The 13,065-nt window shown below is 46.7% G+C and carries 18 protein-coding genes; 17 read left to right on the top strand and 1 reads right to left on the bottom strand.

The genetic code is table 11. The annotated features are described in order from the left end of the window. The 12 genes from NSU14_RS12200 (at window position 1) to NSU14_RS12255 (ending at window position 9,784) form a co-directional block, all read left to right on the top strand. A complete protein-coding gene (locus NSU14_RS12200; protein ID WP_042137901.1) occupies window positions 1–657 on the top strand; it encodes a YdcF family protein in 657 nt (218 codons plus the stop codon). Between the two features lie 90 nt (window positions 658–747). Beyond that, window positions 748–1,719: an AAA family ATPase gene (locus NSU14_RS12205; RefSeq protein WP_042137900.1), complete on the top strand. Its 972-nt coding sequence runs from the start codon at window positions 748–750 to the stop codon at window positions 1,717–1,719. 35 nt (window positions 1,720–1,754) lie between these two features. Beyond that, window positions 1,755–3,044, top strand: a complete 1,290-nt coding sequence (gene hflX / locus NSU14_RS12210) for a GTPase HflX (protein WP_039299242.1) — start codon at window positions 1,755–1,757, stop codon at window positions 3,042–3,044. Window positions 3,045–3,222: 178 nt separating this feature from the next. Beyond that, window positions 3,223–4,476 (top strand): methionine gamma-lyase family protein, encoded by a 1,254-nt coding sequence (locus NSU14_RS12215; RefSeq protein WP_042137898.1) that lies wholly within the window; start codon window positions 3,223–3,225, stop codon window positions 4,474–4,476. 349 nt (window positions 4,477–4,825) lie between these two features. Beyond that, window positions 4,826–5,362, top strand: a complete 537-nt coding sequence (locus tag NSU14_RS12220) for an AAA family ATPase (protein ID WP_340945009.1) — start codon at window positions 4,826–4,828, stop codon at window positions 5,360–5,362. Window positions 5,363–5,639: 277 nt separating this feature from the next. After that, complete coding sequence (locus NSU14_RS12225; RefSeq protein ID WP_019910684.1) at window positions 5,640–6,050, top strand: MerR family transcriptional regulator; 411 nt, start codon at window positions 5,640–5,642, stop codon at window positions 6,048–6,050. Between the two features lie 29 nt (window positions 6,051–6,079). Next, window positions 6,080–7,408 carry a type I glutamate--ammonia ligase gene (glnA, locus tag NSU14_RS12230; RefSeq protein ID WP_039299225.1) on the top strand — a complete coding sequence of 443 codons (1,329 nt, stop codon included), beginning with the start codon at window positions 6,080–6,082 and terminating at the stop codon, window positions 7,406–7,408. A gap of 341 nt (window positions 7,409–7,749) precedes the next feature. After that, the gene (locus NSU14_RS12235; protein ID WP_340945014.1) at window positions 7,750–8,262 is read left to right on the top strand and encodes a hypothetical protein; all 513 of its coding nucleotides are present in this window, start codon (window positions 7,750–7,752) and stop codon (window positions 8,260–8,262) included. A gap of 148 nt (window positions 8,263–8,410) precedes the next feature. After that, window positions 8,411–8,743: a hypothetical protein gene (locus NSU14_RS12240; RefSeq protein WP_340945016.1), complete on the top strand. Its 333-nt coding sequence runs from the start codon at window positions 8,411–8,413 to the stop codon at window positions 8,741–8,743. Window positions 8,744–9,032: 289 nt separating this feature from the next. Further along, window positions 9,033–9,164 carry a hypothetical protein gene (locus NSU14_RS12245; protein ID WP_340945018.1) on the top strand — a complete coding sequence of 44 codons (132 nt, stop codon included), beginning with the start codon at window positions 9,033–9,035 and terminating at the stop codon, window positions 9,162–9,164. Beyond that, a complete protein-coding gene (locus NSU14_RS12250) occupies window positions 9,151–9,381 on the top strand; it encodes a M15 family metallopeptidase (protein ID WP_445670015.1) in 231 nt (76 codons plus the stop codon). Before NSU14_RS12245 ends, NSU14_RS12250 begins: the two co-directional genes overlap by 14 nt. A gap of 10 nt (window positions 9,382–9,391) precedes the next feature. Further along, complete coding sequence (locus NSU14_RS12255; protein ID WP_340945021.1) at window positions 9,392–9,784, top strand: hypothetical protein; 393 nt, start codon at window positions 9,392–9,394, stop codon at window positions 9,782–9,784. 323 nt (window positions 9,785–10,107) lie between these two features. Here the strand turns inward: NSU14_RS12255 and NSU14_RS12260 are convergent, their stop codons facing one another. Next, window positions 10,108–10,452, bottom strand: coding sequence for a hypothetical protein (locus NSU14_RS12260; RefSeq protein WP_340945024.1), 345 nt, complete (start codon window positions 10,450–10,452; stop codon window positions 10,108–10,110). 1,138 nt (window positions 10,453–11,590) lie between these two features. Between NSU14_RS12260 and NSU14_RS12265 the strand changes: the two genes are divergently transcribed. From NSU14_RS12265 to NSU14_RS12285, 5 genes are all read left to right on the top strand, one after another. Then, the gene (locus NSU14_RS12265) at window positions 11,591–11,767 is read left to right on the top strand and encodes a hypothetical protein (RefSeq protein ID WP_156118654.1); all 177 of its coding nucleotides are present in this window, start codon (window positions 11,591–11,593) and stop codon (window positions 11,765–11,767) included. A 15-nt stretch (window positions 11,768–11,782) separates the two neighbouring features. Beyond that, complete coding sequence (locus NSU14_RS12270; protein WP_042137882.1) at window positions 11,783–12,142, top strand: hypothetical protein; 360 nt, start codon at window positions 11,783–11,785, stop codon at window positions 12,140–12,142. A 104-nt stretch (window positions 12,143–12,246) separates the two neighbouring features. Continuing rightward, complete coding sequence (locus NSU14_RS12275; protein WP_305954185.1) at window positions 12,247–12,471, top strand: hypothetical protein; 225 nt, start codon at window positions 12,247–12,249, stop codon at window positions 12,469–12,471. Between the two features lie 53 nt (window positions 12,472–12,524). Then, window positions 12,525–12,710, top strand: coding sequence for a hypothetical protein (locus NSU14_RS12280; RefSeq protein ID WP_039299211.1), 186 nt, complete (start codon window positions 12,525–12,527; stop codon window positions 12,708–12,710). A gap of 80 nt (window positions 12,711–12,790) precedes the next feature. Next, the gene (locus NSU14_RS12285; protein ID WP_144026006.1) at window positions 12,791–13,012 is read left to right on the top strand and encodes a hypothetical protein; all 222 of its coding nucleotides are present in this window, start codon (window positions 12,791–12,793) and stop codon (window positions 13,010–13,012) included. The last annotated feature ends 53 nt before the right edge of the window (window positions 13,013–13,065 follow it).

Consider the following 13,065-nt stretch of genomic DNA (forward strand, 5'->3'; position numbering starts at 1 on the left):
ATGGAATGGTATGTCTATCAAAGAGGATCATCTCCCATTCGCAGAGTCACCCGGAAGCGCCACTACCGTATGAAGCGCATATTGTGGGCTGCACTGATACTGATTATCGTTGCCGGACTGATCTGGTGCGCTGTGGCATTTAACAGAATTAACAGTGCAGAAACAACCGCGCCTATGGTGAAAGCGGATGCAGGTGTAATTCTGGGCATGTCGATGTGGGGGGATGAACCCAGTCCGGGTCTGAGGGAGCGGCTGGATTATGCGCTTGAGCTCTATCGTTCAGGAGTATTCACCCATTTTGTGGTTTCCGGAGGTCTGGATCACCCCGATTACAAGTATACTGAAGCCGAAGGAATGAAGAGGTATCTGGCGGCACATGGTGTTCCGGAGGATGTGATCTATCTGGAGAATCAGTCTACCAGCACCTATGAGAATCTTCTGTTCAGTAAGGCTGTCATGCAGCAGGAGGGCTTGTCTTCTGCGGTTATCATTACGCATGATTTCCATGGCCGCCGTGCGCTGGAGATTGCACGTGAGCTTAAGTTCACGAACCCGGAGCTTGGGGTTACGGAGTCTGAGGTCATGTCGATGTTCAAGTACAAGACACGCGAAATTCTGGCCTATACCAAATGGAAAATGCAGCAGTTATCTTTATAAATCTGCTAATTTCGGAAACTGCTAATAACACCCCCTGTACCGGAATAGACTGTTTAGAGCAAGTCAGCCCTGTATAATGAGGTGAACAAGGTGAACGGACATGTAGCGGCGGCAAGTGGACGGGATGAAGGAAGACCGTCACGGCAGATCAATATTGTGCTGAGGAATCAGGATCCGGCGCCGGTGGCCAGCTCACCCGCAGACAGTGCCAGCGGACCGGCCCCCTCCAAAAATCACAGTCACAGCGGACTGTTCCAGGAACTCAGCCGGGAACTGGACGCGTTAGTAGGTCTGGATAATATCAAAGAGCTAGTTTTTGAGATATATGCCCTGCTGCAGGTAGCGCAGATGCGCAGTGAAGCCGGACTCGCCAGCGGGGGCCAGGCCTATCATATGGTCTTCAAGGGAAATCCCGGCACAGGCAAAACAACCGTAGCACGTATTGTTGCGAAGCTGTTCCAGCGGATGGGTGTGCTCAGCAAAGGCCATCTCATTGAAGTGGAACGGGCCGATCTGGTGGGCGAATACATCGGGCATACTGCACAGAAGACGCGGGATCTGGTGAAAAAGGCGTTGGGCGGCATTCTTTTTATCGATGAGGCCTATAGTCTGGCCCGTGGGGGAGATAAGGATTTCGGCAAGGAGGCCATCGACACACTGGTGAAATCCATGGAGGATCACCGGAGCCAATTTGTGCTGATTCTGGCCGGTTATTCCGGAGAAATCGACTATTTTCTGATGAGCAACCCCGGTCTGCCCTCACGGTTTCCGATTCAGGTGGAATTTCCTGACTATACGATTGACCAGCTGCTGCAGATTGCCGAGCTAATGGCCAAAGAACGCGATTATATTCTGATGCCGCAGGCCATACTCAAACTTAAGCAGGCTTTACTGCTTGAAAAAACAGAAAGTCTGCATGCCTTCAGCAACGCAAGGTACGTGCGCAACAGTATTGAGAAGGCGGTGCGCTCGCAGGCGGTACGGCTGCTGAATCAGTATGAAAGCACAAGTCCCGGCAAGCAGGAGCTGATGACCCTGCGGACGGAGGATTTCAAATTGTAAGATATGAATGCATACAGATAAGGAGCACTTAATTAATGGCAATCACCACACATGATACCCAAACAGATGTTCAGGACCGGGCAATACTCGTCAGTCTGGTCACGGACAAAATCAAACGCACGGGCATTGATCCCGAGCTTTCACTCCAGGAGCTGGTCCAGCTGGCTGAAACGGCCGGAGTGGAGGTGCTCGATGTCATCCGGCAGAACAAGGAAACCCCGGATTCCAAATGGTTCATCGGTAAGGGAAAGGTAGAAGAGCTGCGGATGGCGGCTGACGGACTGGGTGCCAATACGGCGATCTTCGACCAGGAGCTGTCCGGAGCACAGGTACGGAATCTGGAGGAGTCTCTGGATCTGAAGATTATTGACCGGACCCAGCTGATCCTTGATATTTTTGCCGGCCGGGCAAAAACCCGGGAAGGCATCATTCAGGTAGAGCTGGCGCAGCTCTCCTATCTGCTTCCGCGACTGTCCGGACATGGCAAGAATCTGTCGCGGCTCGGCGGCGGGATTGGTACGAGAGGACCAGGGGAGAGCAAGCTGGAGACCGACCGCCGTCATATCCGCGACCGGATTACCGAGCTGAAACGCCAGCTTGATGAGGTCGTCAAGACGCGTGAGCTGCACCGTGAACGCCGCCGTAAGAGCGGCGCTGTACAGGTGGCACTTGTTGGCTATACCAACGCCGGCAAATCCACGCTGCTGAAGCAGCTTACAGATGCGGATGTCTATATTGAGAACCAGCTGTTTGCGACCCTCGACCCGACTTCACGCGTGCTCCAGCTACCTGGGGGTAAAGAAGTTGTCCTTACAGATACTGTAGGGTTCATTCAGAACCTGCCGCATGATCTGGTAGCCTCCTTCCGTGCTACACTGGAGGAAGTGAATGAAGCGAATCTGGTGCTGCATGTGGTCGATTCCTCTTCGCCGATGCGTGAAGAGCAGATGGATGTTGTCCAGTCGATTCTGCAGGATCTGGGAGCCGCAGGAAAGCCTCAGATCGTCTTGTTCAACAAAACCGATCTGTGCCAGCCGGAGCAGCTGGAAATGCTTCCTACAGGTCCGGGCTTCCTGAAGATCAGTGCTTTTAATCAGGATGACCTGACCAGGATTACGGAGATTATCAGCGATGAACTGGCCGGGGACACCCTTATCTTCCGGATTCCCGGGGACCGGGGAGACCTGTCATCACTGCTCTACCGGGTTGGAGAAGTACTTGAGCAGAATTATGACGGGAATGACGTACTCTATAATGTTCGTCTGAATAAAGAGGACTACGATAAATGGAGCTACAAGCTTGCTGAGTTTATCGAACCGCAATAAGTGCAAGATAGGTACAGGCATTACAAGTCCCCGCACAGCCTCAGTTCTGCTTCGTATCATTCGGGGCAGGCGCTGCTGTGCGGGGTTTCTCGCTGAAACGCACACCGTTCCTCTTGGAATCGCGTAGATGTGTTCAGCTTTGACAAGTAAAAGTAGGGTAAGGAGAGATTGAGGGGAAATGGCAGTATTTGCAGAGGATCTATTACAGGCAGCGGAAGCTGCAGAGCTTGAAATTGAAGTTGCCGTTAAGCGGCTGGATAAAATTGTAGATCATAATCAGTGGAAGGTCATTGAAGCCTTTCAGCGCCAGCATGTCAGTGATTTTCATTTTGCCGGGTCTACGGGATATGCCTACAATGACCGGGGGCGTGAGGTACTGGATCTGGTCTATGCTGAAGTATTCGGCGCCGAGGCGGCGCTCGTACGCCCGCATTTCGCTTCTGGCACTCATACGATATCTACGGCGCTCTTTGGTGTGCTTCGTCCCGGAGACGAGCTTCTATACATTACAGGACGCCCCTACGATACACTGCATAAGGTAGTTGGCAAGGCCGGCGACGGGACAGGCTCTCTGGCGGACTTTGGCATCGGCTACCGCGAGACTGCACTGACGGCTGACGGTAAAATTGACTGGGACGAGGTTGCAATAGCGGTAAACGATAAAACTAAGGTCATAGGAATCCAGCGTTCCCGCGGTTATGATTGGCGTTCTTCCTTCACTGTTGCTGAGATTGGTGAGATGGTAGCGAAGGTAAAAGCGCTAAAGCCTGATGTAATTGTATTCGTAGACAACTGCTACGGAGAGTTCACCGAGACTCTGGAGCCCCCTCAGGTTGGCGCTGACCTCGTTGCCGGTTCATTGATTAAGAATCCTGGCGGCGGAATTGCCGAGACAGGCGGGTATATCTGCGGCCGGGCAGATCTGGTGGAATTGGCCGCATACCGCTTGACTGCTCCCGGGATAGGCGGAGAAGTCGGTGCCATGCTGGGGACGACGCGCGGACTGTATCAGGGGCTCTTCATGGCTCCGCATACCGTAGGGCAGGCTGTGAAGGGCAGTATTTTCGCTTCCGCTGTATTCCAGCGCTGCGGGTTTACGACCAAGCCTGCCTGGGATGAGCCGCGGACGGATCTGATCCAGGCAGTAGCTTTTGACGGACCTGAGCATCTGATTGCTTTCGTGCAGGGAATTCAGCGTGCAGCGGCAGTAGACAGCCACGTTGTTCCCGAGCCATGGGATATGCCTGGTTATGAGCATCCGGTCATTATGGCGGCAGGGACGTTCATTCAGGGCGGCAGTCTGGAGTTATCTGCGGATGCGCCGATCCGGGCGCCGTATATCGGGTATATGCAGGGCGGATTAACTTATTCCCATGTAAAGTACGGGGTACTAATGGCCCTGCAAAGCATGAGAGAGCGCAATTTACTTTAATTAATTGTGAACTTACATTGACCGGACACTCAGCAGATGGCTGTCCGGTTATTTGCATTGTTGGATTGAATTAGAATTTCTCAAATTTGTCTACTTTCATAGAGGCCACTTCGCCGCATCTTTTGCAGATTGTCAATGTAAGCTTCGAACCAAAAGAAAAGTAGTTATTTACAGGCCTTACATTAGCGTAGCCCTCCAGTTTTCCTTCAGCAAAAGTGTTATTTCCGCAAGCTTTACAAATGAGATTATTCTGGTTCATAGAAGTCACCCCGTAGTAGTTTTATACTATATCTACGTAGTTTAAGGAGAAGCGTTCCCCTATGCTCAAAGTGAAGAGGAGATGAAGTCTATGCTGAATGAAGAAGCGGCGGTAGAAAATTTAACACAATACAAAAATACAAGCAAAGTTCCGGTTGTGGTGATGATGTGCGGTGTGGCTGGATCGGGGAAAACAACCTTTGCGCTGAAGCTGGAGAAAGCGGGATTCGTCCGGCTCTCGATCGATGAGGATATTTGGAGTACACATGGCCGTTTTGGTGTAGATTATCCGGGGCAGGCTTATGAATCCTTTAAGGAACAATCGGAAATCAGGCTGCGGGGGGAACTGGTGAAGCTGATTCAGGCGAAGCGTCATGTCGTTATCGATTTCAGCTTTTGGCAGCGGCAGAAGCGGGATGAATATAAACAACTGATTGAGCGTCATGGAGGCGTTTGGGCACTGATCCATTTAAAAGTCCATCCGGACGAATTGCGCCGGAGGCTTCAGATCCGGAGCGGGCGTTTTGATGCTAATGCCGCTTTTCCAATCACGGAAGAGATTCTGACCCGGTTTTTGAGCGGATTTGAGACCCCGGCAGGAGAAGGGGAGCTGGTGATTGAAGGTTAGCCAGTCACATTTTCTTTTGAATAAGGAGTTTCTGAAAAGTTGGAGTCGTGCATGATGCGCGTTTGAGCGAAACAGTTTCCAGTACGGAACTTTTGCTTGAGGATTGATCTATGTGATATACTGCGGGAAGCCAGGTCCCATGTAGCTGACACTTTGTTCACTTAATCTCTCATTGGCTTAAAGAAATCTTGTGAGAAAAACTCACATACCATTGACACGCCATATAAGGAAATGTACAATGAGATGAGAAAAAGATCATTGGAAGGTTGGATGAGTCATGGGTGATGAAATCCGCAGAAATATGGCATTATTCCCTATAGGAATCGTAATGAAGTTAACCGATCTATCTGCCAGACAAATTCGTTATTATGAACAGCACAGTCTGATCGTACCCGCGCGCACATCCGGCAACCAGCGTTTGTTCTCCTTTAATGATGTTGAACGTCTGCTAGAGATCAAGGCATTGATTGAGAAGGGTGTTAATATTGCCGGCATTAAGCAGGTGATGAATCCTGTCTCGAAGGAATCTGAAGAAGCTACAGTCATTACCCCTGATACAGAGGTTCGGCGTAGAGAGTTATCCGATTCACAGCTTCACCGTCTGCTTAAGCAGGAACTGGTTTCCGGTAAAAGACCGGGACAAGTGTCTCTAATCCAAGGCGAGCTATCCCGGTTTTTTAATAAATAACATAGAGATTTTGAAAGGGAGAGGGTAAAGTGAGCTTTTCTAAAGAGGATATTCTGCGTATTGCCAAGGACGAGAACGTCCGGTTTATTCGCCTGCAATTTACCGATCTGCTCGGAACAATCAAAAATGTGGAAATTCCCGTAAGTCAGCTGGAAAAGGCACTCGACAACAAAATGATGTTCGACGGTTCCTCCATCGAAGGTTATGTCCGGATCGAAGAATCCGATATGTACCTGTATCCGGATCTTAGCACTTGGGTGATTTTCCCTTGGGTGACGGATAGTCGTGTTGCACGTCTGATTTGTGATGTGTATATGCCAGACGGAACACCGTTTGCCGGAGATCCGCGCGGTATCCTCAAACGTTGTCTGCTCGAAGCTGAAGAAATGGGCTTTACTGCTATGAACGTTGGACCTGAACCTGAATTCTTCCTGTTCAGAACAGATGAGAAGGGTAACCCGACCACTGAACTGAACGATCAGGGCGGATATTTCGATTTGGCGCCGATGGATCTTGGGGAGAACTGCCGCCGCGAAATCGTACTGACGCTTGAAGAAATGGGCTTTGAAGTGGAAGCCTCCCACCATGAAGTGGCTTCCGGCCAGCATGAAATTGACTTCAAATACGCCGATGCTATCAAGGCAGCGGACCAGATTCAAACCTTCAAGCTTGTCGTGAAGACGGTAGCCCGTCAGCACGGCCTGCATGCTACTTTTATGCCTAAGCCGCTATTTGGCATGAACGGATCCGGTATGCACGCACACCAATCCTTGTTCAAAGGCAACGAGAACATGTTTTATGACGAAAGTGACACACTGGGTCTGAGTAAAACAGCCCGTTATTACATGGCAGGGATTCTGAAGCACGCACGTGCTTTTGCTGCGATCACTAACCCGACTGTCAACTCATACAAACGTCTGGTGCCTGGTTATGAAGCTCCTTGCTACGTGGCCTGGTCTGCGAGCAACCGCAGCCCGATGATCCGTATTCCCGCTTCCAGAGGGCTCAGTACACGCGTTGAAGTCCGTAACCCGGACCCGGCAGCTAACCCTTACCTTGCACTTGCTGTAATGTTGAAGGCAGGTCTGGATGGAATCAAACGCCAGCTTGATCTTCCGGCTCCAATCGACCGTAACATCTATGTGATGTCTGAGGAAGAGCGGATTGAAGAAGGCATCCCAAGCTTGCCGTCCGATCTGAAGGAAGCCCTCAACGAAATGATCCGCAGCCATGTTATTACCGAAGCTCTGGGTGAACATGCGCTGGCCCACTTCTACGAACTTAAAGAAATTGAATGGGATATTTACCGGACCCAGGTTCACGAATGGGAAAGAGATCAGTACATGACGCTTTACTAGGATACAGCAGCCCTTGGCGCTCTAAGCGTCGGGGGTTTTTTTTGTGTGTGGGCGTGAGGGTGGTGGGGGTTGCTTAAATTAACGGTGCCCACAAAATGACCACAAATTAAATAGTGGGAGTTATTCGAGGATAGATTTCATGTAGCTGTTTGCAGAGTGGTTGTAAATGAAATGACAGTATATATCAAAAAAAGTCATATTTCGGCATTTTTAATTATAAATAAATTACATATTTGTGATAGAGAATGGATTCTAATGAACTATGGAAAATAAACATATAAAAGGATAATATTAACTTTGTAATCGGCCGATTAACGAAATTATCGAAAGGCGGAAGATCATTGAAACTTAAAAAGATTCTATCTGCACTTCTTGTCTCAGCTGTTCTTATGATACCTTCAGCATCAGCCTTTGCAGAATCCAATGCAAATGCCGCTGAGGTAACACCATTTCTTATAGGTATTGGTGATTCTCAGGCATCTGCAATATCGCTTGTGCTAAGTAATGGGGTTGATGTGGCCACCGGTGGTGTTATTTATGACCTTTTTATACAAGACGCTTCCGAGAAAGATTGGTTTAAGTGGACCAATACATCTTCAAGTTTTAGGAGGGTTGCTGCTAATATAGGTGGTTATAGTGGAAATGGTCCTATCAGAGCGGGCTTCAAAATCAATTATAACAACGGTTTCGGTGAAACTGATTTGTATTATTCTGATAAGGCAAACACTACAAACACTCAAGTCTTGGGAAATATTTTTGTCCCACCTGGAGCCACAGTATACTTAGTAGTTGATGCACCTAATTTCACAACACCTCCTTCGTACCATCTTAATTTTGCAGCCTACACTTTTTAACGGTTATAGTGCAAGCGCCTCTTGAATTTAAGAGGTGCTTGTTTTTTAGATTAAGGAATGGATCAGAGCGCCCACGAAGGCGTTTTTATTTTGCCCTCGGAGTCGATCCGGGGGCTTTTACATCAGAGAGAGGAAAGGGGAGTGGGGGATGGGCGCAGAGGTATCCACAATACAAGAGCTGCTGCCACTGGTTGAAAAGTGTGGGCTGTCGGTTGTCTTACTGTTCTTGTTTATCATATTTGCTTATATTCAGTGGCGGGCTGTCTCAAAAGGCGAGTTGGTTCCGCGTGCGATGCTGGATCGTGCCCTGGAGGACAATGACCGCCTGCAGGATATCCTGGACAAAGAACGGGCAGCTTTTACGCAGCCAACTCTTGAAGTACTGCAGCGATTAAAGGCAGATCATTCCGCCAATAGCGGAAATGATGAGGATAGGGTAGGACAACCGTGTGGAGTATTGTTCAAACGTCTATTGCCCTAGCACAAAAAGAGAGAAGGAGCTGGCGCAGGCATCCCGCAGGGTTGCCTTTGCAATCGCACATTACAAAGATACTTCAAAAGAAATACAGGAAAAGATCCTGAATAACGGCTTCGCAGAATTCTAAATTTATGATCGAGATTTTAATCATGGAGGGCATTAATATCTTGCTGATAAATGCATCTGGGATTTCATTCATCTGTGCGCTGCTGCTTATAGCCGCGTTTTTTTTTGTAATTCCACACACGGTTCCGGTGATTCAGCGGTGTATGCCGCGTTGAAGTCCACAGCCTTGGCCGTAGCTCAAACCGGCACAACCCTGGGCCTGCTGATCCTGACGTATCTCATGTATACCCGGCGGCAGGATCTGTTTATGATCTTCCCGGCCGTCAAAGAGGAGGTCCATAAAGATGCTGACGCTTGAACAGGTAAAGCTTAAATCCTTGTCGTGGCTGGGCTGCATACGGTCCTGGGTGACGGCTACAGTGGCGCTGATCGAGCGCTGCTACGCCCGGAGAGTCAATATAGTCATTACTCAGGGGCTGCGGACTATCTCGGAGCAGGATGCATTATACGCGCAGGGCCGTACGAAGCCCGGGCAGATCGTAACCAACGCTAAAGGCGGGACCAGTTGTAAATAGTCAGTCTCAAGTGAAAGCTTTATACGCCTCATACAAGTTTGGTCTTACCATTACACCGAATGAATACGGTGGTGCGATATATGATTTGTTCATCCAAAGTGCTACCGATCAAGATTGGTTTAAGTGGACAAATACAACAACAAATCTCAAAAGAATTGGTGTTCATGTGGGAGGATTTAGTGGTAACGGTCCTACAAGAGCGGGTATAATTATTAATTACAATAATGGTCTCGCTGAACTGGGCCCACTTTACACAGGAAAGGCAGGAACTGCTGAAGCGCAATCGTTTAGTAATGTTTTGCTTCCGCCTGGAGCAACAATATATGTGGTCGTAGATAATCCCAACTTCACTGCAATGACGCAGTATCATCTGAATTTTGCTCATTACAACATAAGTTTTTAAATCTAACATGGATGCACCTCGGAATTTTTTGAGGTGCATTTCTATTAAAAATTCATTTATCACATTAAACTGCTTTAAGGGTGTTTTAAGTTTGGTCTTGGAGCGATTTGGGCGTCTTTTTATTACATACTTTTAGAAATAGAGGGGAGCGGGAAGAAGGATGGTTCATTCATGTATAGGAATTATTCGAAAGACTGTGTTTTTTGTTAAATTCAGAGCATACAAAAAATAACCCGCCGGCTTATGCCTGACGGGTTATTTTTTGAATTAATAAATTGTCGGTTTGGATGACAGAATTATCATTTCTTGAGCATCGTCAAGACTTAGTTAACTAAGATAATATAATAAAATGTAATACCATTCCCAAAGTCAGCTGCGACTGTACTGGTTCCAGGATGTAAGGCAGTAAACTGTCCTTCAGCCGGTATTATTTCAATGGATCCGTCATAATTAATATACCAAAAATTATAGCCAGTCAACCATATAGTTTCGCCTACTTGCATTCTAACAATAGCCTGAGTCTCGTCAATTGGTTTTATTACAGCATTTGGAGAAATTGAAGTTGAAGAGCTAAGAGTAGAAGATGGAGCTTCAGCAGCAAATGATGTCGATCCTACCGTAAAACATGCGGCAATAGTTAAAAGTCCAATAAGCAATTTCCTTTTCATAAATAGATAATCCTCCCAAAAAAGTATTTAGTTACATGAAAAACAATACCCCTCATGGATAATAATGTATATGAGTAGTAAGGATGATTTGAAATGCGGTATTATGTAAGAATGTATATAAATAAGTCGAAAAATAATAAAATGTATTAAAATGGTTGTAATTGCCTAGGACTAAATGATCGGAGCTTGAAGCGGAATGAAAATAACTTAAGAGCATTATTTGAAAAATAGAAAAGGCATTGTGCTAATAATCGTAGGATTAATTGTTGCGGGAACAGCGCAGATTAAGCTGGAGAAAAGAGATAATAAAAAAAGAACCTTTAAAAGGTCCTTAGCGGGAAATCTCAGACAACTGTTTGGTATGGGCCTCTAACAACTCGACGACAATCATTTGCCCCGTGACGCCAAAATTCCTTAAGCAACGCAATTCAGCCAATGAAGCTTTCATCAAATCACCCACGGTGATGTAATTGCTATCATATAACGAATTAAGAATACGAGAAATGCTTTTAGGGTTTCTGGTCGATCTCTGTCTTAAGGTGTGAATAGGTCGTGGATATAGTCTACGGTCAATTTCAATGTAAGACATGAGGGGAAGAGTATCTCTAGTGGACAATCTTGTGATGTCTCCCTTCATATATCTGGTAATTATTATAAATATATGAGAATATATTTCAATCCTTTTTTTACAAAATACACATAAAATACAAAATTTTCATTTAGGATAATAGATATTTAATAGAGCTATTGAATTAAAGCGACTCACCGGACTAATGGCTGACGGGTTATTTTATCTACATCCCAATGGTTAGCCGGATGGTTTATTTTACATAATGTACCATGTCCTATATACTAGATCATATACACACTAAAGGAACCCTTTGCAGGTGCTTACCCTGAGAATCACTTTTATGACTAAGGATAGGCTGAAGTGAAGCATGTGTTTAGAGGGTTTGGGCTTGGGGACTATTGCTGTTACAGCTGATACTGGCCGTGGTTGTTGCGGTGCCGGTATTTCCTTTTTAATAAATAAGATACATAGGGGTATGAAATGAGAAATAAATATGTAAGTATTATTGCAATGATCCTATTATTAACGCTAATTTGTTCTCAGGCTGGAGCTGCAGAAGGAACTGGCATGTCAACTGAAACCAGGGAACGGATTATAGAGCAATATGGGCTGGATTCACCGGTAGCAGGTAGTCCGGACTGGAGCGGAATGGATGTGGGGATAAGCGGGCCGGTTGATGTACTGGTTATAATCTGCAGGTTTATTGTGAGTCCGTTAGTGTTCACGATTCAAGAAATATTATAGCTGGAGGGAATAAACATGAACCCACGATATGATGCTCCGCAGCCTGAACCCAGAGCCCGCAAGAAAACAGCGGCGAAACTGTCTTTCGTAATTATAGTAGTACTGGTTTTACTAGCAGTCATGAATCCGGGCAAAGAGGACTTTGGAGAATACGCGGTGAATCATCTGGAGGAAACACTGGGGGGAGGGCTAGCTGGAGGAATTACCAGTATGGTCGCTCAGCCTATGGTCGAATCGTTTACAATCCGGGAAAATCACATTCTGTTCTCCACCTTCAGCATACCTGATATTCAAGACGGTAAGACATTTATCGGTGATATTAAGGCAAAGCGCAAATACCTCGGGCTGTTTAAGATCATTTTCATCAAACTCTAAGCTCTAAATAGGGTATACATTTTGTTCCAGAACCCGGTATAATTGAACTGATTTGTGTGCTCTATGAATCCTTATCATTCTTGCGTGTGCACTAAGGAGGAAAGATGTTGAATACTGCGTATAAAGTTCTTTCAAGTGATGCTGATATATTCGCGGCGGCACTTGCCCAGGTGAAGGTCTATGTCGTTCAGCTGATCGAGGGTAAACCGCATGTTATAGCTGATTACGCCGGACCTGTACAGAAATGGACGCCGGAGTATGTATTGCTGGCCGGAATGACCTATAGACGTGACGAATTTGAGTTCCGGGTAAGGCTGCCCAAGAAGTAAAAGCAGGTAAACGCTTCGGGGTAACGAATTAGAAGCTGAGGAGGTGGTCGCAAGTGAGTAAAGTTATTTTTGAGCTTCAGTATGTGAATGGGCAAATTGAAGAGCTAGAATCTGTGTTTGAATCGGCGGCAGAAGCCAGAACCTATCTGACATCCGGTGGTTTGACAGGCTGGATTCCAGCAGGAGGCAAGTATCTTAATCCTGTAAATATTATCTCCATCAAAGTCAAAGAAAGCTAATTATAATATTACTGCCAAATCACACAGTCTCCGAAGCCAATCTTTGCATTTCTTATACTATAAAACGTAAAAGAGGTGTAATGATGACGCAAAGAGAACGAAACAGAATCCGCAGAGCAATTAATGCTCTGCTCGCACAAAGAGCAATCCTGCTGGAAAGACTTGAGGAAATTAATGAGAACCTGCGCAGATTTCCAAGCGGTTCACGTGCCAGAAGAGAATTGCTGGCTGCCAGAGCATCCATCCGTGAAGCAATTCGTTTAAATACTATTGCTATCCGGTTGTTGCGCAGCGTGTTGTAGTCAGTAGGCAAAGGATATGAATCCACTCAAAGACATCCTTGCGGATGTCTTTT

Source organism: Paenibacillus sp. FSL R10-2771 (assembly GCF_038000205.1).
GTDB classification, from domain to species: domain Bacteria; phylum Bacillota; class Bacilli; order Paenibacillales; family Paenibacillaceae; genus Paenibacillus_AQ; species Paenibacillus_AQ phytohabitans.

Bases quoted from the DNA above. Each gene is read 5' to 3' on its own strand.
- NSU14_RS12200 (WP_042137901.1), top strand. From the start codon at position 1: ATGGAATGGTATGTCTATCAAAGAGGATCATCTCCCATTCGCAGAGTC.
- hflX (WP_039299242.1), top strand. From the start codon at position 1,755: ATGGCAATCACCACACATGATACCCAAACAGATGTTCAGGACCGGGCA.
- NSU14_RS12215 (WP_042137898.1), top strand. From the start codon at position 3,223: ATGGCAGTATTTGCAGAGGATCTATTACAGGCAGCGGAAGCTGCAGAG.
- NSU14_RS12220 (WP_340945009.1), top strand. From the start codon at position 4,826: ATGCTGAATGAAGAAGCGGCGGTAGAAAATTTAACACAATACAAAAAT.
- NSU14_RS12225 (WP_019910684.1), top strand. From the start codon at position 5,640: ATGGGTGATGAAATCCGCAGAAATATGGCATTATTCCCTATAGGAATC.
- NSU14_RS12240 (WP_340945016.1), top strand. From the start codon at position 8,411: ATGGGCGCAGAGGTATCCACAATACAAGAGCTGCTGCCACTGGTTGAA.
- NSU14_RS12250 (WP_445670015.1), top strand. From the start codon at position 9,151: ATGCTGACGCTTGAACAGGTAAAGCTTAAATCCTTGTCGTGGCTGGGC.
- NSU14_RS12260 (WP_340945024.1), bottom strand. From the start codon at position 10,452: ATGAAAAGGAAATTGCTTATTGGACTTTTAACTATTGCCGCATGTTTT.
- NSU14_RS12265 (WP_156118654.1), top strand. From the start codon at position 11,591: ATGTCAACTGAAACCAGGGAACGGATTATAGAGCAATATGGGCTGGAT.
- NSU14_RS12270 (WP_042137882.1), top strand. From the start codon at position 11,783: ATGAACCCACGATATGATGCTCCGCAGCCTGAACCCAGAGCCCGCAAG.
- NSU14_RS12275 (WP_305954185.1), top strand. From the start codon at position 12,247: ATGTTGAATACTGCGTATAAAGTTCTTTCAAGTGATGCTGATATATTC.
- NSU14_RS12285 (WP_144026006.1), top strand. From the start codon at position 12,791: ATGATGACGCAAAGAGAACGAAACAGAATCCGCAGAGCAATTAATGCT.